The 23,002-nt window shown below is 34.1% G+C and carries 20 protein-coding genes and 1 pseudogene; 18 read left to right on the plus strand and 3 right to left on the minus strand.

Annotated features, from left to right (window positions below):
* The first annotated feature begins 32 nt into the window (after positions 1-32).
* The 13 genes and pseudogenes from RGF10_RS02425 to RGF10_RS02485 all read left to right on the plus strand — a co-directional run bounded on the left by RGF10_RS02425 (position 33) and on the right by RGF10_RS02485 (position 13,977).
* Positions 33-1,869, plus strand: a pseudogene (locus tag RGF10_RS02425) (polysaccharide biosynthesis protein).
* A gap of 210 nt (positions 1,870-2,079) precedes the next feature.
* A complete protein-coding gene (locus tag RGF10_RS02430) occupies positions 2,080-3,195 on the plus strand; it encodes a DegT/DnrJ/EryC1/StrS family aminotransferase (protein WP_318506962.1) in 1,116 nt (371 codons plus the stop codon).
* On the plus strand, positions 3,195-3,839 hold the full coding sequence (locus RGF10_RS02435; RefSeq protein ID WP_318506965.1) for a sugar transferase: 645 nt from the start codon (positions 3,195-3,197) through the stop codon (positions 3,837-3,839). Before RGF10_RS02430 ends, RGF10_RS02435 begins: the two co-directional genes overlap by 1 nt.
* Positions 3,836-4,453 carry an acetyltransferase gene (locus tag RGF10_RS02440; protein WP_318506967.1) on the plus strand — a complete coding sequence of 206 codons (618 nt, stop codon included), beginning with the start codon at positions 3,836-3,838 and terminating at the stop codon, positions 4,451-4,453. The genes RGF10_RS02435 and RGF10_RS02440 overlap by 4 nt, the downstream gene beginning before the upstream one ends.
* 3 nt (positions 4,454-4,456) lie before the next feature.
* Complete coding sequence (locus RGF10_RS02445) at positions 4,457-4,624, plus strand: hypothetical protein (RefSeq protein WP_318506969.1); 168 nt, start codon at positions 4,457-4,459, stop codon at positions 4,622-4,624.
* Between the two features lie 149 nt (positions 4,625-4,773).
* Positions 4,774-5,751, plus strand: coding sequence for a glycosyltransferase family 4 protein (locus tag RGF10_RS02450; protein ID WP_318506971.1), 978 nt, complete (start codon positions 4,774-4,776; stop codon positions 5,749-5,751).
* The gene (locus RGF10_RS02455; protein WP_318506973.1) at positions 5,726-7,045 is read left to right on the plus strand and encodes a nucleotide sugar dehydrogenase; all 1,320 of its coding nucleotides are present in this window, start codon (positions 5,726-5,728) and stop codon (positions 7,043-7,045) included. The genes RGF10_RS02450 and RGF10_RS02455 overlap by 26 nt, the downstream gene beginning before the upstream one ends.
* A gap of 1 nt (position 7,046) precedes the next feature.
* Positions 7,047-8,177: a glycosyltransferase family 4 protein gene (locus RGF10_RS02460; protein WP_318506975.1), complete on the plus strand. Its 1,131-nt coding sequence runs from the start codon at positions 7,047-7,049 to the stop codon at positions 8,175-8,177.
* Positions 8,174-9,289: a polysaccharide pyruvyl transferase family protein gene (locus RGF10_RS02465; protein WP_318506977.1), complete on the plus strand. Its 1,116-nt coding sequence runs from the start codon at positions 8,174-8,176 to the stop codon at positions 9,287-9,289. The genes RGF10_RS02460 and RGF10_RS02465 overlap by 4 nt, the downstream gene beginning before the upstream one ends.
* Before the next feature lie 249 nt (positions 9,290-9,538).
* A complete protein-coding gene (locus RGF10_RS02470) occupies positions 9,539-10,390 on the plus strand; it encodes an FAD-binding protein (protein ID WP_318506979.1) in 852 nt (283 codons plus the stop codon).
* Between the two features lie 83 nt (positions 10,391-10,473).
* Positions 10,474-11,778 (plus strand): O-antigen polymerase, encoded by a 1,305-nt coding sequence (locus RGF10_RS02475; protein WP_318506981.1) that lies wholly within the window; start codon positions 10,474-10,476, stop codon positions 11,776-11,778.
* A gap of 52 nt (positions 11,779-11,830) precedes the next feature.
* Positions 11,831-12,724 (plus strand): AAC(3) family N-acetyltransferase, encoded by an 894-nt coding sequence (locus RGF10_RS02480; protein ID WP_318506983.1) that lies wholly within the window; start codon positions 11,831-11,833, stop codon positions 12,722-12,724.
* Positions 12,725-12,798: 74 nt separating this feature from the next.
* The gene (locus tag RGF10_RS02485; RefSeq protein ID WP_318506985.1) at positions 12,799-13,977 is read left to right on the plus strand and encodes a lipopolysaccharide biosynthesis protein; all 1,179 of its coding nucleotides are present in this window, start codon (positions 12,799-12,801) and stop codon (positions 13,975-13,977) included.
* Positions 13,978-14,316: 339 nt separating this feature from the next.
* Here RGF10_RS02485 and RGF10_RS23725 read toward each other — a convergent pair whose 3' ends face one another.
* Positions 14,317-14,436 (minus strand): tyrosine-type recombinase/integrase, encoded by a 120-nt coding sequence (locus RGF10_RS23725; RefSeq protein ID WP_412176671.1) that lies wholly within the window; start codon positions 14,434-14,436, stop codon positions 14,317-14,319.
* A 168-nt stretch (positions 14,437-14,604) separates the two neighbouring features.
* Here RGF10_RS23725 and RGF10_RS02490 point away from each other — a divergent pair, with 168 nt between their 5' ends.
* The 4 genes from RGF10_RS02490 to tnpC all read left to right on the plus strand — a co-directional run bounded on the left by RGF10_RS02490 (position 14,605) and on the right by tnpC (position 16,709).
* Positions 14,605-14,751: a hypothetical protein gene (locus RGF10_RS02490; protein WP_318506987.1), complete on the plus strand. Its 147-nt coding sequence runs from the start codon at positions 14,605-14,607 to the stop codon at positions 14,749-14,751.
* A gap of 43 nt (positions 14,752-14,794) precedes the next feature.
* On the plus strand, positions 14,795-14,914 hold the full coding sequence (tnpB, locus tag RGF10_RS02495) for an IS66 family insertion sequence element accessory protein TnpB (RefSeq protein ID WP_318506989.1): 120 nt from the start codon (positions 14,795-14,797) through the stop codon (positions 14,912-14,914).
* Between the two features lie 311 nt (positions 14,915-15,225).
* Positions 15,226-15,495: a hypothetical protein gene (locus tag RGF10_RS02500; RefSeq protein ID WP_318506991.1), complete on the plus strand. Its 270-nt coding sequence runs from the start codon at positions 15,226-15,228 to the stop codon at positions 15,493-15,495.
* Complete coding sequence (gene tnpC, locus RGF10_RS02505; protein ID WP_318506993.1) at positions 15,450-16,709, plus strand: IS66 family transposase; 1,260 nt, start codon at positions 15,450-15,452, stop codon at positions 16,707-16,709. Before RGF10_RS02500 ends, tnpC begins: the two co-directional genes overlap by 46 nt.
* A gap of 343 nt (positions 16,710-17,052) precedes the next feature.
* On the opposite strand, the gene RGF10_RS02510 is transcribed toward tnpC, so the two are convergent.
* Entirely contained in the window at positions 17,053-17,607 is a 555-nt protein-coding gene (locus tag RGF10_RS02510) for a hypothetical protein (protein ID WP_318506995.1), read from the minus strand.
* Entirely contained in the window at positions 17,579-21,814 is a 4,236-nt protein-coding gene (locus RGF10_RS02515; RefSeq protein WP_318506997.1) for a S8 family serine peptidase, read from the minus strand. The genes RGF10_RS02510 and RGF10_RS02515 overlap by 29 nt, the downstream gene beginning before the upstream one ends.
* 657 nt (positions 21,815-22,471) lie before the next feature.
* On the opposite strand from RGF10_RS02515, the gene RGF10_RS02520 reads away from it, so the two are divergent.
* Positions 22,472-22,915, plus strand: coding sequence for a hypothetical protein (locus RGF10_RS02520; protein WP_318506999.1), 444 nt, complete (start codon positions 22,472-22,474; stop codon positions 22,913-22,915).
* The last annotated feature ends 87 nt before the right edge of the window (positions 22,916-23,002 follow it).

Here is a 23,002-nt window from a genome sequence, read left to right on the forward strand (position 1 = left end):
GGATTTCTGGGAATAGAAAGGAAGTGTTTGTGTTGGCCTATCGAACGAGGGTGGGGATTCTAGTTCTACTTGATTCAATCATTGTTCTTACAGCTATTTATGTAAGTTTTTTAACGCTTCACCCAAATCTATCAATCTTCAAGATGCCTACACTGTGGATTACATCGATTACACTATTACTTAGCCATCATGTTTTTGCATTTATTTATAAGTTATATAAAAAGGCTTGGGAATACGCGAGTGTCGGTGAGGTTAAGTCAATCGTTAAAGCCGTGACATTAACGATTGGAACGACGTTGGTGGTGCAATTAATTGCCTTTGGAGATGCCTATTTGCGAGCGTTGCTGATTGCCTGGATGCTCCATGTCATTCTCATTGGTGGTTCTCGTTTTTCGTGGCGAATCGTGCGCGATCGTTACATAAAGACAGAAAAGAAAATGAAACGGACATTAATTATTGGGGCTGGTTCAGCAGGAACAATGGTTGTGCGTCAGTTGTTAAATAATCATGATACGGAGCTAAAACCAGTAGCATTTATCGATGATGATCCGAAAAAGTATAAATTAGAAGTACTAGGATTATCTGTTGTGGGTAATGTCGATCATATTGCAAAAACGGTTGAAACGCTACAAATCGATAAGATTGTAATTGCGATTCCATCCTTAGGCAGAAAAGAATTGAAACGGATTTATGATGAATGTTCAAAGACTAAGGCAAAGACACAAATTATGCCGATGATTGAGGATATTATGCTTGGGAAGGTTTCGGTCAATCATTTCCGTGATGTACAAGTGGAGGATTTGTTGGGGCGTGAGCCGGTAGAATTGGATATTGCGGGAATTTCGGATTATGTAGGTGGCAAGACGGTTCTTGTGACTGGTGCTGGCGGCTCGATTGGATCGGAAATTTGTCGTCAGATTTGTAAATTCGGTCCAAAAAAGCTAGTGCTCTTGGGGCATGGCGAGAATAGTATTTACGGGATTGATATGGAACTTCGTAATCAATTTAAGGATGAAATTGAATTGGTACCAGTTATAGGTGATGTGCAGGACCGAGAAAGAATGTTTGAAGTGATGGACATACATCGTCCATATGTTGTGTATCATGCAGCGGCACATAAGCACGTACCTTTAATGGAATACAATCCGCGTGAGGCTGTAAAGAATAATGTTTTTGGGACGAAGAATGTAGCAGACGCAGCTGATACATATGGCGTTAGTACATTCGTAATGATTTCAACGGATAAGGCTGTTAATCCGACAAATGTGATGGGTTCGACGAAGCGAATTGCTGAGATGGTTATTCAGCAGTTAGATCGTGAAAGTGGGACGAAATTTGTTGCGGTTCGGTTTGGGAATGTGTTGGGGAGTCGTGGTAGTGTGATTCCGTTGTTTAAGAAGCAGATTCAAGAAGGCGGACCGGTGACGGTTACGCATGAGGATATGACGAGGTATTTTATGACGATTCCAGAGGCATCCCGTCTAGTTATTCAAGCTGGATCTCTTGCGCGTGGTGGGGAGATTTTTGTGTTGGATATGGGTGAACCAGTTAAGATTGTTGATTTAGCTCGGAACTTAATCACACTATCCAGGATATTCGATAGATGAGATTGGAATAGAGTTTTCGGGATTGCGACCAGGAGAGAAAATGTACGAAGAACTTCTGAATGAGAAAGAAATTCATCCTGAGCCAGTGTTTCCGAAGATTTTTATTGGGAGAGCTGTGTTGGAGCAGGAGGATGAAATTGATTATTTGTTGGAAAAGTTTGATGAGTTTACTTCGAATGAGGTTAGTGAGTTTGTTGTGAATTTGGCTAATCGGCGGGAAAATAAGATTCTCCATAAAGTTTCATTGGCAGGTAATCAATAGAATGGTATTTGGTTTTTAAAGCTATTTAAAAATTTAAATAGTGATTTTAGAGTATAGGCTCCTTTTCATGTGGTGAATTATCATATGAAAAGGGGTTGTATTAATAGAGTAATTAATTAAATTTAGTGGATTAGTAGTTAGTTGAGTATTTCGGAAGATATTTTTCACAATTAAGTACTAATTTACTAACAATGGAAGGAAGACTAAGTCATGGGAGATAGAATTTTCCTCTCTTCGCCACATATGAGTGATGAGGGGTATGAACAACAATATGTTAAAGAGGCTTTTGACACGAACTGGATTGCGCCACTTGGGGAGAATGTAAATGGGTTTGAAAAAGAACTAGCTGCATATGTGGGTTCCAAATCAGCGGCTGCGTTATCCTCTGGAACAGCTGCAATTCACTTAGCTCTAAAAGCAGCTGGAGTTGGAGAAGGGGATATTGTATTTTGTCCTACACTTACTTTTTCAGCAACGGCTAACCCTGTCATCTATCAAAATGCTACACCAGTTTTTATTGATAGTGATTATGAAACTTGGAATATGTGTCCTAATGCATTAGAGGAAGCATTTGAAAAGTATCCTAATGTAAAGGCAGTTATAGTAGTCCACCTTTATGGATTGTCTGCCGATATGGATAAGATTGTTGACCTGTGTAAGAAACATAATGTTGTTTTAATAGAGGATGCTGCGGAAAGTTTAGGTGCTTACTATAAAGGAAAGCATACAGGGACATTTGGTGATTACGGAATCTTTTCATTTAATGGAAACAAGATCATCACAACTTCTGGTGGAGGGATGCTGGTTTCCGATAATGAAGAAGGTATTGCTAAAGCGAGATTCTGGGCTACTCAATCTAGAGATCAAGCTAGACACTATCAACACAGTGAATTGGGTTTTAATTACCGGATGAGTAATGTTGTTGCAGGGATTGGCAGAGGACAGCTTAAGGTATTAGAACAGAGAGTAGAGAAAAAGAAATATATATTTGAGTTTTATAAGAGAGAATTAGGTGAGCTTGAGGGTGTTGAATTCATGCCGGATAATGATTGGAATGAACCGAACTATTGGTTGAGTGCTATTACATTGTCTGGAAAAGTTAGACCGATCGATATTATGGAAGCACTTGAAAAAGAGAATATTGAGTCTAGGCCAATTTGGAAGCCGATGCATATGCAGCCATATTTTGAGAAGTATGATTATTTTGGGACAGATGTTTCAGAGCAACTATTTGAGAATGGGGTTTGTTTACCTTCTGATACAAAGATGACGGATGGGGATTTGGGAAGAGTAGTGGCGATTTTAAAAGGCTTGTGGAAAAGGTAATGGGAATTACTAACAATGGTATTTATAGGAAGTTTTTTAAAAGACCTTTGGATTTCATATTATCTTTAATTGCCATTATTGTTCTTAGTCCTGTTTTTTTACTAGTTGCGTTACTTGTAAGAACTAAATTGGGGAGTCCGGTTCTTTTTAAGCAACAACGTCCTGGGATGAATGAAGAGATTTTTATGATGTATAAGTTTCGGACGATGACGGACGAGAGAAATGAGAATGGAGAGTTGTTACCTGATAGTGTTAGGTTGACGCAGTTTGGAAGATTTCTTCGATCAACATCATTAGATGAACTGCCGGAACTCTTTAATATTTTAAAGGGGGATATGTCTGTTGTTGGGCCTAGACCCTTATTAGTACAATATTTGCCACTTTATAATGAATGTCAAAAACGACGACACGAAGTAAGACCTGGTTTATCTGGATTGGCGCAGGTAAGTGGAAGGAATGCTATTAGTTGGGAAGATAAGTTTAATCTCGATGTGGAATATGTAGATAATATAAATTTCATTGAGGATTGGAAGATAATTATTTTAACTATTAAAAAGGTATTTGTTAGAGAAGGTATAAGCTCAGAAACTGCTGCTACGATGGACCCTTTTAAGGGAACTAAAAAGGAAAGAATGGAACTATGAAAAATAAACTTCTTATATTAGGTGCCAGTGGACATGGTAAAGTAGTCGCCGATATTGCATTAAAAATGAATAAATGGCAGAGAATAGCTTTTTTAGATGATAAAAAAAAAATTAAATCATCAATGGGTCTAGAGGTTATTGGCACTATAGATGATGTTTTTACACATATAGATGAGTACGAAATATTTGTAGGTATAGGTAATAATGCTACGAGACAAAGGATTTATGGCAAGCTGGAGACAGTTGGTGCAAGTATTCCTGTTTTAATTCATCCTAATGCGGTAGTTGGAGAACAAGTAGAGATAGGAATTGGGACAGCGGTCATGGCAGGAGTAGTAATTAACTGCTGCACTAAAATAGGTAATGGTTGCATTATAAATACTGGATCTACAATAGATCATGATAATTATATTGAAGATTTTGTTCATATATCGCCAGGAGCTCATTTAGCAGGGACGGTTAAAGTCGGACAAGGGTCATGGTTAGGGATTGGTAGTGTAGTAAGTAATAATGTAAATATCGCTAATGGATGCAAAGTAGGTGCTGGTTCTGTTGTCGTTAAGGATATAAATGAGACTGGAACTTATTTGGGCGTTCCAGCTAGGAGAGTATAAGATATGAAGAAGAATATTTGGATATGGAATCATTATGCTACAAATATGTATATAGATCAAGCAGGTAGACATTATTGGCTGGCAGAAAATTTAATTAAACAAGGTTATAACCCTACTATTTTTTGTGCGTCTACAGTCCACAATTCAAATGAAAATATTGACACCTGGTAATAAAAAGTTTACTTTGGATAAGGCGAATGGAATCCCCTTTGTTTTTGTGGAAACACCTGAATATCTAGGGAACGGACGACAACGGATTAAAAACATGTTTGCCTTTTATAAAAATCTTTTTCCTGTAGCAAAAGAGTATGTAGAACAATATGGTAAACCTGGATGTAATACTAGCTTCAAGTGTGCATCCTCTTACCTTAGTTGCAGGAATAAAGGTAGCAAAAAAATTAGGTATACCATGCATTTGTGAAGTGAGGGATCTATGGCCTGAAAGTATAGTGGCGTATGGTGCTTTAAAAAGAAACAGTGTATTTGCTAAAGTATTATATCAAGGCGAGAAATGGATATACAAAAAAGCTGACTCAATCATTATGACATGGGAGGGCGGCAGAGAGTATATTACGGATCAAAAATGGGATAATCAAATTGATTTAGAAAAAGTTAAGCATATAAGTAATGGAGTAGTTATAGACAAATTTGATAAAAACAGTGAAGAATACAAGATAATTGATTCAGATCTAGACAATAAAAGTAATAAAAATATTGTTTATGCTGGTTCTATTAGAAAAGTTAATAATATTGGAATGCTTTTGGATGCTGCAAAAATAATTCAAGATCAGGGTAGGCAAGATATTAGATTCTTAATATATGGCTCTGGTGATGAAAGTGAAACACTAAAAAAACGCTGTGAAGAGGAACATATTAATAATGTAATATTTAAGGGACGGTTTGAAAAGAAGTATGTACCATCAATACTCAAAAAGTCCTATATAAATATACTTCACAATTCAAGTACTTCACTTGATAAGTATGGTCAAAGTCAGAATAAGTTCTTTGAGTATCTAGCAGCGGGAAAGTGTATTGTTCAAACATATACAACTGGATATAGTATTTGTGAAAAGTTTAATTGTGGAATTAGTACTCCTGAACAAAATGCTGTAGAAATAGCTAAAGTTGTTATTTCAGCTTGTAGTGATGAAAAGAATAATAGGTTGATGGGGGAAAATGCTCGTCAAACGGCCTATCAATTTGATTTTAATAGATTAACTGAGAAACTTATTAATATTATTGAGAACGTAGATGAAAGAGAGGAGCTATTAAATGAGCATGTACGAAAAAGTAGTTAATAAAGAGGAAAAAATAGCAGTCGTTGGTTTGGGTTATGTAGGTATGCCAATAGCAGTTGCATTTGCTAAAAAGGTTAATGTTATTGGGTTCGACCTTAATACTCACAAAATTGAGCAATATAAGAATGGAATAGATCCTACAAATGAAGTTGGTAATGAAATTATCAGACAAACTAAAGTTGATTTTACGGCTGATCCAACTAAGTTACAGGAAGCAAAGTTCCTTATTGTGGCTGTTCCTACTCCTGTAAATGCAGATAAGACACCTGATTTAAGTCCTATAGAAGGTGTGAGTAAATCAATTGGAAGAAATCTAACAAAGGGATCAATAGTAGTGTATGAGTCTACAGTTTATCCTGGTGTTACTGAGGATATTTGTATTCCTATTCTTGAAAAAGAGTCAGGTCTAAAATGTGGAGTAGACTTTAAAGTAGGGTACTCTCCGGAACGAATAAATCCTGGAGATAAAGCTCATCGATTAGAGAATATTGTAAAAATAGTATCGGGAATGGATCAGGAATCATTGGAAGAAATAGCAAAAGTTTATGAACTAGTTGTTGAGGTTGGAGTTCATCGTGCTAAGTCTATTAAAGTGGCTGAAGCAGCAAAGGTTGTTGAAAACAGTCAGCGTGATATCAACATCGCATTTATGAACGAGCTTGCCATGGTATTTGATCGTATGGGTATCGATACGCAGGAAGTTGTGGATGCTATGAACACAAAATGGAATGCGTTAAGATTTACCCCTGGATTAGTTGGAGGTCACTGTATTGGTGTTGATCCGTATTATTTTCTATATGAGGCGGAGAAGCTAGGATATCACTCACAAATTATTTTGTCAGGTAGAAAAATTAATGACGGAATGGGTTCTTTTGTAGGTGACGCGATAATAAAAAAATTGGTTCTTGCTAACAAAGTGGTTAAACAGGCAAAGGTTGTTATATTAGGTATTACATTTAAGGAAAATTGTCCTGATACACGTAATTCTAAAGTGGAAGACATTATTAAACGACTTAGAGAATATGAGATCGATCCAATTGTGGTTGACCCTTATGCAAATCCTTCAGATGCTAAAAGTGAATATGGAGTAGAGCTAGTTCCCTTTGATATGGTTAATAACGCAGATTGTGTTGTATTTGCTGTTGCTCATGATATGTTTAAGGGCATAACAATGAATCAGATAGATACATTATTTGGCAGTCTGCCAAATGAGGAAAAACTCATTGTTGATGTAAAGAGTATATTAGATAAGGATGAAATTGAGAAGTCCGGTTATAGTTATTGGAGATTATAAAATGAAAATCTTATATATATGTACTTATTATCATAGAGCAATGATTTTTCGCAATTCAATGAATTATTTAATAAAGTTAGGGAATCAAGTAAATGTTTTTAATGCTGTCGCTAAGAAAACAAAAATTGATGATAAATATAAAGACATAATGGATGATTTAGTAATTCATAAGGAATGCTTTAATAAATGGGATAGGTTTGTTTATCGTCATAAACAAAAAAAAATATATAAAGCCCTAGTCTCAAGTTATACAATAACTCTATTTGATATTATTCATTCTCATACTTTATTTAATGGAGGATATGTAACGTATCTTATTAAAAAGTATTTTGGGATTCCTTATGTTGTATCTGTTAGAAATACCGACCTAAACGTATTTTTAAAGATACCAATTTTCATCCGGATTGCAAATAAAATTGTGAGTAATGCTTCAGGTGTTCATTTTCTTTCGACTTCTTATAAAAATCAATTTATTAATGATTATATAAAAAGTGATTTGAAGGACGATGTCAATAATAAGAGTATAGTAGTTGGTAATGGCTTAGAAGAATTCTGGTTAGAAAACAAGGCAAATCCTAAAAAGCGAAGTGAAGGAAAAAAAATTAATATTTTGTGTGTAGGTAAAATTGATAAAAATAAAAATATTATTACGACAATCAATGCTATAAATATATTAATATCAAAGGGTTACGATGTAATATATACAGTAGTTGGACAAGTAGTGGAGGAGAGTGTCTTTAAGGAAATCAAGCAAGTAAGTTTTGTTAGGTACATCCCGTATTTAACTAAAGAGGAGTTAATTAAAATATATAGAGAAAATGACATATTTGTTATGCCATCTATTGCTGAGTCATTTGGTAGAGTATACGCTGAGGCAATGACTCAGGGACTTCCGGTTATTTACACACAAGGACAAGGTTTTGATGGTATATTTAATGATGGTTTTATTGGGTATGCAGTACCTAGTGATAATCCTGAATACATTTCTGAACGTATACTGAAAATTCTTGAAAACTATGTAGATATTTCAATGAGATGTATTGAGCAATGTGAGAAGTTTAATTGGAGTAATATTTCAGAAACTCTGAATCAATTCTATTTGGATTCAGTTAAGAGAGAGGGAGCAATTTGAAGGTAGGACTAATTACATTCCATAACGCTTTAAACTATGGAGCTGCATTACAGGTTTATGCATCCCAGCAAGCTCTAAAGCAAATAGGTGTTGACTGTGAAATAATAAATTATGTAAATGAGTTTAGAAAGAATGCTTATAGTATGAGTTATTTTATAAAAGAGGGCGTAAAAAAAGGAAACTTAAAATCAGTTTTAAAATATAGTGTGGGAAGTCCCTTTATGGCACAAAGGCGAGCTAAGTTCCAAAGTTTTTATAAAGAAAACTTATCATGCACCCAAAGGCTATATAAATCTAGTAGTGAAGCAGAGGATCTCAATACGGAATATGACAAATTTATAGTAGGTAGTGACCAGGTTTGGAATTATAAAAATAATGGAAATGATTTTGCATACTTCTTAAATTTTGTAAAAGATAATAATAAAAAAATTGCTTATTCCTCAAGCTTTGGCCTAGCGGAAATACCTGAAAATCTTATTGGTGATTACAAGAAAAACCTAAAATGTATAAAGTATCTTTCAACTAGAGAGAGCTATGGTGTTAAATTAATTAAAGAAATAACCGGAAAAAGCGCAGAACTTGTTCTAGATCCTGTGTTTTTATTAGATAAGTATCAATGGAAATCATTATGTAAAAAGCAAAAAGGTGATAAAAAGTACTTATTTTGTTATACCAATAAAATGTCCCAATTTGATGATTTTATTTCACAAACAGGTTATCCTTTAGACGGAGTCGAGCTCCATAAACTGACTCAACATTTAAAAGTTAGTGATTTTCTAGATCCTAAGGTAAAAGTTGCTTATACTATCTCTCCAGTAGAGTTTATCGAAACAATCTCTAATGCAGAGTTAGTAGTAACGGCATCTTTTCATTGCATAGCGATTTCAATCATATTAAACAAACCTTTTATTGCAATTTTAACTGGGGATCAGGGAAAAGATGAACGAGTTTTAAATATATTAAGAATTACAGGCCTAGAATCTCGCATTTTAAGCGAGGGAATGACTATAGATGAGATTAATAAACCTATTGATTTTAAAGAGGTTGATTCTAAGCTGGAAGAATATCGAAATAAGTCTTTAAATTTCTTGAGAAATGCAATATGGGGTTAATGATATGATTGTCATATGAAGCGTTTTTTCTGTGGAAATGGGGCAGAACTCCGCGGTCATATTGTGACTTTCAAGTCAAGTGGGATAATCATCCATATTACTGATGCTAAAAAGTGTAGTGAAGCTACACTCACACCGCCATTATTATGTCGGTTTTAGTCATGCAAAGAGTCCCCTTTCCATCATTGGGTTGGGAGTGTAAACTCATGATTGTTTTCTATGAGGATGATAAATGAGAGGAAACTGAAAATGCAAATATTAAAGAATGAACATTTAAAAAAGTATACTTCGGTGAAAATTGGAGGATATGCTAAAAACCTTTATTTCCCTGAAAGTTCAGATGAGTTAGTTGAATTATTAAATAATATCTCAAATAATAAATATTATATCCTTAGTGGTGGATCCAATATTCTTATGAATGATCAAAAAACATATGAACATGTAATAAGTATGAAAAAAATGGATACCACAATTAAACATTTAGGGAATGGGAAATTTTACGTTGGTGCATCAGCTAAATTACAACAATTAATAGACACAATTAATAAAGAAGGATATGGAGGAATCGAATATCTATATTCTTTACCAGCATTAGTAGGAGGATCAATTGCTATGAATGCTGGGAGAGGACAAAAATCTGGCCTTAGCATTAGTGATTATATAGAAGAGGTTTTTATTTATGATCAAGGAAATAAAAAGGTTCTGAGTAAGGAAGAATGTGACTTTAAATATAGATATTCAAATTTTAAAGGTAATAAATCAATAATATTAGGTGCAACCTTTACATTTAAAAAAGTTGATATTAATAACTCTACTGAATTAAAAAAACAAAGGATGAAATTGGTTAAAGAAGAACAAGATAAAAGTGGTTATAATTTTGGTTCTGTATTTAGAGAACGAAATACTATTATAATGCACTTATTTAAACTATTTCATCCTGGTTATAAAAATGGAATGGCATTTTCAAACATGACAGCAAATTGGTTATTAAATAAAGGGGAAGGAACTTATGATCAAGCAATAACTTTAATTAAGTTAGTTGAACGATTACACAAAATTATAGGAAAAAAGGCTATACCTGAAGTGATAATATGGAAGTGATCAGCTTTATTTAGAGACTCTAATCAACTCTCTATTTATGACATCACCTCCAGAAGCGTTGTGTTTTAGAGGGAGTGTGTTTTATGTTTTCAGTTTTTGATAAAAGATATAGTAAATTAGAATTTTCTTGTATTTTAGGAATCATAATATATAGAATACTACTTGATTTTGTCTATTTCAAAGGTGTTACTCCAATTTTCGGATATTCAGGATTTTATACCAACTTTAACTTGGGCAAATACATTACATCTTGGTTAATTCTTTTTATAATTATTCCGTTTGTTATTAGTTTATATAAAGCTACCTTCATTTCGAGTATTATTTTAATTACACTAACGTTACTTTCTTATATTCCATTCACCACCATGGTGGCCTTTCATTCCTATACTATTGGTTTCATAATTAGTAATATTATATATTGGTTGTCTATTTTTATATGTTATGTTTTATTTCCTAATCTAAAGTTTAAAAGTGTCAAAAGTGATAAATTAACATACTTAATTATAAACATTATTTTATTTTTATTTCTTATAACTGTATTGTATATTTCGTTCCGTTATACAGGATTTAGGTTAACATTAGACCTTTTTAACGTGTATGATCTGAGAAGTGAAGCGTCATCGTTTAACTTACCAATTATTATTGGCTATATTTATTCAGCTTCAAAAGCAATCAATCCTGTTTTACTTGTTTACTTTCTGTCAAAAAAAAATTATACCACAACTGTAATTATATTTTTTGTTCAACTATTAAGTTTCTCTATCAATGGATCTAAAACTGTTCTTTTTACTACTTTTTTAGCAGTATTATTATATTGGTTTTATAATAATAAATTAAAATATAAATTACCTTGGTTTTTGTCTATAATTTGTTTATTAGGGATTCTAGAATTATATATATATAAAACCTATTTTATAGTAGCGTTTTTTATAAGACGGGTAATGTTTGTACCCAATTTACTTCACTATTATTATTATGATTTTTTCAGTAGAAACACTCCTGATTATTTTAGACAGAGTTTTTTAAGACACTTTGGATTTGAAACCCCTTATACCCCAATTGATAATCTTATTGGTGCCGTTTATTTTAACAAGCCAGATATGGGAGCTAATAACGGGCTATTTAGTGATGCATTTGCTAATTTCGGCTTTATAGGATTAGTATTAATGCCCTTGATAATTGTGGTTACCCTAAAAATATTTGATGGATGCACAGAAGGGTTGAACCTGAAAATTTTAATTGTTTCTGGTATTACAATTTCTATAATATTTATAAGTTCGTTTTATTTCACTGTTCTTTTGACTCATGGTTTTATTGCACTTTGTATAATGTTGTATCTTTTACCTCGTAAAACAGATTTAAAGATAGGTTTAAAAACATATTCTTAGTTAGTTTAAGAATATGTTTTATTTACGTTCTATGGAAAGGGTAGGAAAATGGATGCTACAGAAAAAAGTGAACATACTTTTAAGAAGGTTATTGAAGGTTAAAGATAATGAATCAATCGAAGCTGCAATAAGAAGGAAGAGGGTAAAAATCAATAAAACGTTTTTTAAAAAGAAAATTACAGTAAACGATATATACTCGACTTTAATTAATCTAGGGATAAATGAAGGCGATAATCTAATGGTTCATGCCTCTTGGAGAGATATGTATAACTTTGATGGAAAACCAGAAGATATTATTGATTGTTTAACCAAGATACTAGGTGAAGAAGGTACACTATTAATGCCGGCTTATGGTCCTAAAAGAACATACTTTGATGTGGAAAATACTCCATCAAGTGCTGGGGTATTATCAGAGGTTTTTCGTTTGCAGCCCAATACTTATAGGAGCGCTTGTACACATTTTTCAGTTTGTGCGAGAGGGAAATATGCTTATGAATTAACTTATAAACATGTAAATAGTGAATATGGTTTTGATACTAATTCCCCTTATTATTTATTTACAAACTTAAAGCATAGTAAGGTATTATTTATTGGTCTTGGTAAAGAACCCACACAGATATCATTGTTTCATTGTGCGGGTTATATTTTAAAAGAGAAATTACCAGTTTTAAATAAACTCTTATCCCATAAATATAAATCTATATTGGTAAAGGATGGGAATATTTTCGGGCGAGAAATGATAATACGTAAGCCTGGTCACAAAAATAATAAAAGGGTTTTTAAAAAGATATTTAGAAGTATAGTGACTAAAAGTCATGTCCGCCATTCTAATATAGATTTTGTTGTGATGGATGCCAAAGAAGGATTGGAAAAAGCGATTGATTTTGCAAGAAAAGGCCAATACTGTTACAGCAATATTGGTAAGCTTAGTAAACATTTTGAATAAGTGGATAACTTATAATATGGAAGTGAACTAATAGAGTGAAAAAGTTTAAATTAAATAAAATAAGGAGAATCCTTTTGGATCTGGTAATTAATTTAATTGCAACAATGTTACCAATCCTTATAGTTCAATTCTTATTATTGCCAATTGTTGCAAGAGAGTACGATGAGTATAGTTATGGACTAGCATTAACTTTAATTAGCCTAATTACACTTTCTGTACAATCGTTTAGTGTATCATTAAGTAATTCTCGGTTACTATTAAATAAAACTTACGTAGAGTCAAATACAGCAGGTGATTTTAATGTCTTGCTAATAATATTTACAATATTAAATATTGTTTTTGTATCCATAGGAACTTATCTATATGAGGGTTATCTAGATATACTTAACTTATCATCAGTTTTATTAATCTCAATATTACAATTAGTTAGGAGGTACCTATTAGTAGCATTTAGAATAGACATAAACTACAAGGCTATACTGTATAGTAATATTTATTTAATAGTTGGGTACCTATTAGGAATGTTACTATTCCTTCATACAGGACTATGGCAAGTAATTTACTTGTTGGGCGAGTTAATTAGTTTAACATATATTCTTTCTAAGACTAATTTAATCCAAGAGCCTATTAAAATTACCAAATTTTTTAAAAGTACTACCAGTCATGGGATTATTACATTAGTAGCTTCCTTTTTAGGAACACTCAACACCCAAGTAGATAGATTAATCCTTTTTCCTATTTTGGGGGCTAAAGCAGTTACGGTATATTATGTCTCAACACTATTTGGTAAAACCCTTTCAATGGGTATTGTCCCGATGAATAATGTAGTTTTGACGTATCTAACAAAAATGGAAAAGTTTAAAATTGGTTACTTTAAATTATTGGTTATAACTTCCACTGGATTAGGAATACTAACATATGCTTTTATTATTATAATAAGTGAACCTATATTGAATATATTGTATCCCTCTTTTGCTACAGAAGCTATGGAACTAATTTTAATTACAACTTTAACAGCTATTATAAATATGATATGTACTGTTATTAATCCTGTAATAATGAGATTTTGTAATATATCCTGGCAAATATGGCTTAATGTAATAAATATCACTATAATGGTCATGTTAGCATTATCATTTATAAATTCATATGGTATTATAGGCTTTTGTTACGCAACTCTAATAGCTTCAATAATTAAACTAATTTTAATGATATTTATTTATTATAAGAATAGTAGCAAAATCAATAGCTAAATAATTTTACAAGATAGGGATATCCTTGTGGATATTAAGGGGACGGTTCTAAAAGTAGACAATCGGAAGTTTTGCGCTCAAAAAGGCTCCACTTGGAGGATGTGAACGCTTGTGGAGCCTTAATTTTTATTTATGTAAACAGCCTGTCCGCAAAATTTTTGATTGCCCTAGAAGAATGAAGTCGCGGCCCCTGGTTTTACAGTTGATGATACTTATCGCTGCTTTTGCTTGGTCTCCTGATGCCCTGTAGATTTGCTTATACTTCGGGTAGGCGGTACCAAAAATATCCTTAATTTTACTCATGCTTTTGGAAGTCATGTGTAGGTAAATCGATGTTGTTTAAAGATCCTTATGACCAAGCATATGTTGGATTAATGGCAACTTTACTTTATCTTCAAGGGCATGTGTGGTAAAGCAGTGTCTCAATGTATGGTATGAAATATTAGGATCCAATTTCATCTTATTTCTAAGTTTAATGATGATATTTTTTATCTTTTTAACATGAGATGATCCCCTTTGTTTTTACCAGGGAAAGCCAGTCATTGTAAGCCCGAATTCAAACTACGCATATAGACAAGTAGCATCTCCTGGTACGATACTTGTATCAATTTAAGGAGGTGCTTTCTTATGCCACAACAAAAATTAACCATTGTCCCCGTTACTCTCGATCCAGTTAGCAAAAATTCTTTTTCACCTACTTCCCCATCAATCCTACCGCAAGCATTTGCACGATTAAAATGGCAAACGCTGAAATCTCCTTCTTCAATGGCGTGAATGAGCACGTTATCCAAACTGTAATGAGGGAGTTGAAGCATCTATGAAGCACGATTACACAAGTGTGAAAAATATCTATATTATTTGCGGAAAAACTGATATGCGAAAAGGCATTGATGGACTAGCCACATTAATACAAGATTCTTTTGAACTTGATCTGTAAGGCGATTCAATAGTCCTGATTCTGGCTGGAGTAAAGATAGATTTAAATGTTTGTATTTCGATGGCGATGGCTTCGCCATGCTTTATAAGCGCCTGGATAATTGAAAACTTCAATGGCCTAAAGATGAAAATGAAGTTCGTAACCTTTCACAACAGGAGCTTCGATGGCTCCTTGAAAGTCGATTCAGCAACCTAAGGCGATTCAACCATCATCAAAAGGTGAGTTCTAAATTTTGTGAATTTTACCTTTATTCAACCATCCGAACTAGATATAATAATAGGAGTGAATTCGAACGGAATGTGGTGAATGATGTGGCAAACGCTTCTACTAATGAAAATCAATACGAAATATTAATTCGATTGCTTGAAGAACAACTGGCTCATTCGAATAAGCAAAACCAAGAGTTATCGAAGAAATTAGATAAAGCATTGAAGCAGAACGAAGCATTGTCAGAACAACTTCGCCAATTAACAAAGCTCATATATAAATCTAAAACCAAAAATCCAAATACAATGTGCCCGATGGGCAAGGTTCATTGTTTGAAGATGACCCGTCTTTTAACGAAACTGAGCACACAGTAGAACAAAGCCAACAGATAATTTCTTATACTGTTGTTCGAAAAATTCAAAAGAAAAAACGAAATGTCTCATTGTGTGATGATGTCGAAGTAGAGACGATTCATCATCACCCTGAGAATATAATCTGTGACTGTTGCCAACATCAAATGATTGAAATCGGCGGTACCCTTGTGCGTGAAGAGGCCAAATTTATTCCTGCAAAAATGATGAAGGTGCAGCATTTTGAACATGCATATGAATGTAAAATCTGTAAAGGTGATGTATCGCAGCCGGCGCAAATAAAACGTGGAAAAGCCCCGCACCCAGCTATTCAACGTAGCATCGCCAGCCCAAGTGTACTTGCCAAAGTCATCTATGACAACTTTGCACAGTACCTACTACTTTACCGTCAGGTAAAGGAATGGGATCGTTATGGCCTTAATACTAATGATAAGAACCTTTCGAACTGGGTTATACGTGCATCAAATGATTGGCTATTGCCTATTTACGAACGTATGAAGCAATTGATGATGGATAAATCGCTATTACATGTCGACGAAACTTACGGGCAAATTATTAACCGATCTGACGGGAAATCTGGTCAAGCCAACGCTTATAATTGGGTCTATCGTAGTGTGCCAAGTCAAGGTCCAACGATTACCCTGTTTCAAAGTTCGTTATCACGTGCACGTCTTGTCCTTGAAAGCTTCATTCAAGAATTTTCCGGAACAATAATCTGTGATGGTTATTCTGCATACGACAAAATCGAAGGGTTTTCTTTTGCGAATTGTTGGGCCCATGTCCGCCGTTATTGGCTTAAAGCCGATAGTAAAAATGGGCGGATCGGCTTAAGCTATTGTGAAGAGTTTTATCGTTTGGAAAGGACATTTAAACATTTATCTCCCAGCAAGCGAAGAAAAAAACGCAAAAAGTACTCGAAGTCCATTGTTGAAAAATTCCTTCATTGGGTTGAAGATTCACCATTATATGGAAAAAACACCCTCGCAAAAGCAGTTGAATACACATTAAACAGGGCAAATGGACTCAAAGCTTTCTTAAATGATGGGCGTATAGAAATTGATAATAATCCAGCGGAAAATGCCATCCGTCCAATTGTGATTGGCCGAAAAAACTGGCTCCACTCTGTAAGTGAGGCAGGTGCAAAAGCCAACGCTATATGTTTAAGTATCGCAGAAACAGCCAAGGCGAACGGCATAGATTTTATCAATACCTCGTGAAGTTATTGACGGATCTTCCGAATCTTGATATTCACAGAAACCCAGAAATATTAAACCAATATCTGCCTTGGTCAAATATGATACAGGCTGAATGTGGACAATAAAATAGCCATATATCTTATAAAAAATCAATGATATTTGGCTATTTGTGATGCGTACCGTGAAGGTGCGCTATTTTTATATTTCGGGCTTACTTTCCGCAAGTACTGGAAACTCCCACCAAAAAGTAAGCGTCAAATAGGCCCCATCTAAAATAATAGGTGGGGCCTATTTGACGCCTACTTTTAAAAAAGATGGCTGATATAAAAGGTGTTTTTACAACCTTTTATTCAGCCATAACATATTAGTTAATTACTTCTAAAGCATCAAATGAAATAGTTGTTCCTGTAGAGGAAGTGTTCTTAGTTCCCTTTACAACAACTTTAATCTTATGTTGCCCATTTGTAAGGTTAAGCTTTTCAAAGACAGTTTGCTGATTTACCGCAGTAGCAGAGTATAAATCTACCTGATTTATTAGTTGACTATCAATATATACATCTGCAATACCGTACATAGCTTTCTTCGTAGTAATCCAACTGATTCCTGTGCCTGTAAATGTATACTCAAAATAGTTTCCAGTAACATTAGTGTATTTTAAAGTACTGTTAAAATATTGAGAACCCGTTGTGTTGGACCATGTGCCATTGTAAAAAATCCCAGTGTTGCTATTATCAATCTTAGTTACAGTTGGCTGTGGGTTACTAATTACTTCTAGAGCATCAAAAGAAATAGTGTTGCCTGTAGACGAAGCATTCCTCACTCCCTTAACAACAATTTTAATTTTATGTTGTCCGTTTGTCAGATTAAGTTTTTCAAAGACAGTTTGCTGATTAAAAGCGGTACCTGGAGTATAAATCAACCTGAGTAATTAATTGATTATCAATATAAACATCAGCAATGCCGTACATCGCTTTTTTAGTTGCAATCCACCGAATTCCTGTTCCTGTGAATGAATATTCAAATGAGTTACCAATAACATTAGTATACTTTAAGGTTCCATTAAAATATTGAGAACCTGTTGTTTTTGACCATGTTCCACCATAAATAATGTTAGTATCTGAATCGTCAACTTTAGTTATTATCGTCCCACCTGATGAAGCTTTTTTAATATTTACACTAAGCTTATAAGGTCCTGAACCATAACTCAAATTAACATCAATATAGTATTTTCCTGCTTGTTCAGCAGTATAAGTTATAGTTTCTGTTGAAGTATCAAAGTTGTTACTAAATGCAACCTCTGGAACATAGTTCATTGACTCGTAATTAACTGTAGTTGCATTTGGTCCATAAAGGTAAAGATCTAGATCACTCCCATTTGTAGCCGTCGATGATAGGTTTAGTGTTATAGTGTCTCCCTTGCCTAACTCCACTGAATAAACATCATCACGGTCATATGGATCTAAGAAATCGTTTATGTCAGTTGATCCTAATGGGGCAGCAAATGGTATATCATCATCAATAACCGTTGGCTTGTTGTTTATGTTTATACTATACTCTCCGGATCCTGTATATGAATTAACAGCTATATAATATGTCCCAGTTTTTTCAACAGGAAGGGAAACATATTCTTCTGAAATAGTACTAAATAATTCTCTAAGCGGGGTGTCATAGTAAACATCTGTTGCGTTTGTATCATAGATACTATAGTCAAAATCTGTCCCGGCAGGACCGTTAAAACTGAAATTGTAGGTTTTCCCTGCTTCGAGATTAACTGCCCATATATCTTTGTAATCATTCATTTCATCAAGTGATCCGGTTACACTATTTGATTGCATCATCACACCTGGAATCTTGTCATCAAATATATATTTTACTGAATTGGATTTCACTGACTCTAAGTTCTTGTAACCAACAGCCGTAACAGTATATTCATATGTTTTTCCAACCTCAGCTGTGTTATCAATGTAATACGTATCCGGTGTGCCACCTAGTAATGTGTAACTTGTTTGGCCGCTTTCTTTTCTATAAATATTATACGAGTTGGCCATTTCATTGAAGTCCCAATAAAGAGTTGGAGCGTTGATATAATCATCGTAATAAACCTGAACATTAGTTGGTGCTTCAGGTGGAGTTAAATTTTCCTTAACGATTAATTTATCGACATTAATTGAAGTTCCACTCTTACGTGCTTTTGGATCACGTTTTCCTGTCCAAACAATCGACATATTATGTTTACCATATGAGAGTGTTTTCTTAAATATGGTTTGCTGGTTTTGAACTGTGTCCGCATATAGTGATACGGTTCCCATATCTTTTCCGTCAATATAAATCTGGGCTATTCCTTGAGTATTATCTTTAGAGCCGACCCATTCAAGTTCATTTCCAACAAAGGTGAAATCAAATTGTCCATTCGTGTTAATTTGGTGGATCGAATTTCCTGAATAGGATGAACCTGTTTTCGTATTCCAATTACCATAGTATCTAATTGCTGTAGAATCGTCTTGGTATTCACCAGGGCCATTACCAATTGCTGACGTTAACGTATAAGAACCTGCTCCGGCATACGCATAAACGTCGATATAGTACTCACCTGAATAATCAGCTGTAAATAGGATTTTTTCTGTAGAAGTACCTACATTTTCTGAATGCTCCAGCATATACACTGATTCAGTTACAGTTTCTGCCCCTTGATCATAAAGGTACAAATCAAAGTCAGTTCCAGTATCACCTGTTAAGGCGAGTTCAACCGATTCTCCTCCTTCAAGAAACACAGAATATACATCATCCGTATCTTCTTGTGAATCGAGTGTTCCCTCAGTCACATCCTGTTCTAGTGCCACTCCTGGAATATCGTTATCAAGATCTGCAGGATCAAAATTCAATGCATTATTTGCATTTACTTTTTTCCCATTGGATACCCAATAATTTAAAGAAGGTAACTCATCACCTGTAAACATTAGAACATCTTTAATTTGATTGGCAGTATAAGAAGACTGTGCACCCATGAGCAATGCTGCAACACCCGTTACATGTGGTGCTGCCATTGAAGTACCATCATAATATGCGTATGCATTATCATAGCTTTGATCTCCAGGATAAACGAGATCTACCTTTGTTAAGCTCTCATTATTACTTTTAACAAAATCTGCATATGGAACAAAATCAAGTTGGTATTGTGATCCATCGTAAATGGTAGAAGATACGCCTTTAGCCGTTATTCCTGAATCTCCTTCACCAATAAAGGAAAGACCTAGTGTATCTTGTGCAAATGTGCTGAATTCATTTCTAAATAAAAGATCTTGCCCGCTTAATAAAAGCCCCTTTTGCCCACTGTTTAAATAACTTTGTAATGAATTTAAATCACTATCAGTAAGTGTTGATGTATATTCACTTCCTAATGCATCACCGGAAAACCAAATGACAATATCGTAATTTTGTAGGGTGCCAGCGTCTGGACCGCTAAAATCAGTAGAAACTGTCCATGTAGTATATGATAATCCAGCATTGTTTAATAAACTTTGGTATTCAGCAAGATAATTAGGATTGTAATAATAACCACTGTTTGACTCATCGTCTTGGACTAATAGTATTTTTGAACTAGGAGTGGCTCCAAAGTACTGCATCGCTTTATTAAATGCACCTTGTCTGTCTCCGTCAATAATATTTTCAAAGCCAAAACCATTAAATATTGCTTTATAATTCATAATTGGATTATATATTTCAGCGGCAGCACCGAATTCAACTCTTTTTGGAACAGTACTTAAGATACTAGTACCAGGAGCCGCAATATCAACTGAATATTGGCCATAATTAGAGAAATTAGCTAAATATCCATTACTATCATGAGCTGCGACGGAAATGATATTCGGACTATTAAAGCTTGCAGGGAAAGTAGGATTGTAATCGTTGTTCATTCCTTCATTTCCTGCTGCAGCAACAAATAACATATTAGAATTGTTGATTGCATTCTCTAGTGCATAATCATATTCACTGCTACCCCAACTGCTATTCGAAATTTTTACTCCCATTGTAGTGGCATATTGTATTGCTTCAATTGCATCAGATGTATAACCACTTCCATCTGGACCAATAAATTTAAGAGGCATAATTTTTACATTTGGAGCAATGCCTGAAATTCCAATGTTATTATTTATCTCCCCAGCAATAGTTCCAGCCACGTGTGTTCCGTGATCGTCAAAATCTTGTGGATCAAAGACTGAATTATCATAATGGTAGAAATCCCAGCCGTTTATGTCATCGATATAGCCGTTATAGTCATCATCGATTCCATTATTAGCAATTTCGTTGGAATTTGTCCAAATTTTGTTTTTTAAGTCTGGGTGATTAATGTCGATCCCTGTATCAATAACTGCTACAACGACATTTTCTTTATTTGTATTTGCATTGAAGGTATCAAGAGCTTCAGGATAATCAATGTCAATATCGTCTGTTCCATATTCCCCTGTGTTATGTAATCCCCATAAATTTCCAAACATTGGATCGTTGGGAATGCTAGAAGTATAGTATTTGTAGTTTGGTTGTACGAAAACTACCGATGGATCATTTTTAAGGTCTTTTACTAAACTTTCAACCTTTTTATCTTTCGGGACTTTTACTACTTCAGCCCCAATAGATGATAATTTTTTCGTTGTTTTTAAAGAGTGTTTGTCTCGAAGTTTTTGTGCAGAAGCCTTTGTTTTAAACTTAATAATTACTTCATCTGTTGCAAATTTTTCTCGTTGTTCGTTTAAAGCGGCAAATTTTTGAGTTTCTCTAGTTTTGCTTTGTGAGGATTTTGTTGATGCTGTTTTATCAGTACTTTTTACTGTAGCCTTCGCAGTGGAACTCTTTTCTAGTTCACTTTTTCTAACTTTGGTACTTTTGTTTTCTACTTGTTTTGTAACGGTTGACGGGGTTTGTTTAATTAACCCCTGCTTTTTTAATGTTTTTTCTGTGGAAAGTTTTCGCTGATCAGCTGTTTTCGTGATTTTGTCTTTTTTACTTAGGTAAGTTGATGATTTTTCATCTTTACTAGCAGCCATCCCGACATTTGTAAGCACTGTCGAAAATAAGAGTAAGAACGCCAAAATCGAGACCAAGTACCTTCGAGTTTTTTTACGAAACATATTTTTTCTCCTCCCTAGTAGGTATTTCGACTTGGTAAAATCGACATACTTCTAATATTTTACTATAATAGGAGGTTTGTTTGTATAAATTTCGACACCGTTTTGGAAAATTTTCAAAAAATAGAAATATAATAGAGGAATAAGTAATTTTATGTAAATTATATGATAATATTATTATCGAAAAATTTTTCTATTAAGAGAGGTTGATAGAGGTTGGGAAAAGGATTAAACAGGCGGAAAGTATTCTTATATACTTTAACCTGCTTATTAATGTTTCTGAATGGAGTTGTTCCGGTTTCAGCCATTAGTAACCAAAGTAATCTTAAAGCTTCACAAAAAACAAGTGAAGTTGATAAAAAAGATGAAAGTATAAAAAACAAAAAAATACATCGAATGATATAAATAAGGCTAATAAAGATATTAAATTTGGACCGTATGATTCATCTAGTTCTTAGAATCAGAAGCATGCCTATCAACCATTTAAGGATAAAGATGAGAATAAAGAGATTGGTTATCGTAAAGACCGCCTTTTGGTAAAGTATAAAGATTCAGTCAGACTAACAAGTAGCGGAGAATTGAGAGCTAATAATAATAACTTGGATTTGACAGGTCAAGCCTTAAACTGTTATAAAATCAGATTTTACTAAAGATTTCAGCGTGGCCTTTAATCAAATAAAAGATGGTGTTCTAGAGGTTGCCATCGCAGGGACAAAACCTCTCCAAGGAACAGGAAAATTACTTGATGTTCAGTTTGAGCCAATTATTAAAAAGTTAAGAACCACAAGCCTACAACTTCAAGAAGGAAACATGAATGATGAGAGTATCGTGATTAAATCACTTACACTTAACAAAAACAATAACCAAATGATTAATACAAAGGTAAGGTGGAAAGCGGAGGCGCTTGGTGAAGACCTCACTTACTCATGGGTTCTTTACGAAGGTTCAAAATCAATCGAAAGAAAAGGATATTCCAAAGTAAATTATTTTGAGACTACTCTTAAAAAGGCAGGAACTTACCGTGTGCTCTTGATGGTAAAAGATATAAATGGGGAAGTGGTTTCGAAGGTTTCGGAAGATTTAATAGCTTTGAACGGTAAATAAGGCACAGCATGAAAAAGAACTGATAATTTGTTTTGTCAGTTCTTTTTTCTATAAATATAGTCCAAAATATATTTTTGCTTAATTTGG

Source organism: Bacillus sp. T3 (assembly GCF_033449965.1).
Classification (GTDB): Bacteria; Bacillota; Bacilli; order Bacillales; family Cytobacillaceae; genus Bacillus_BU.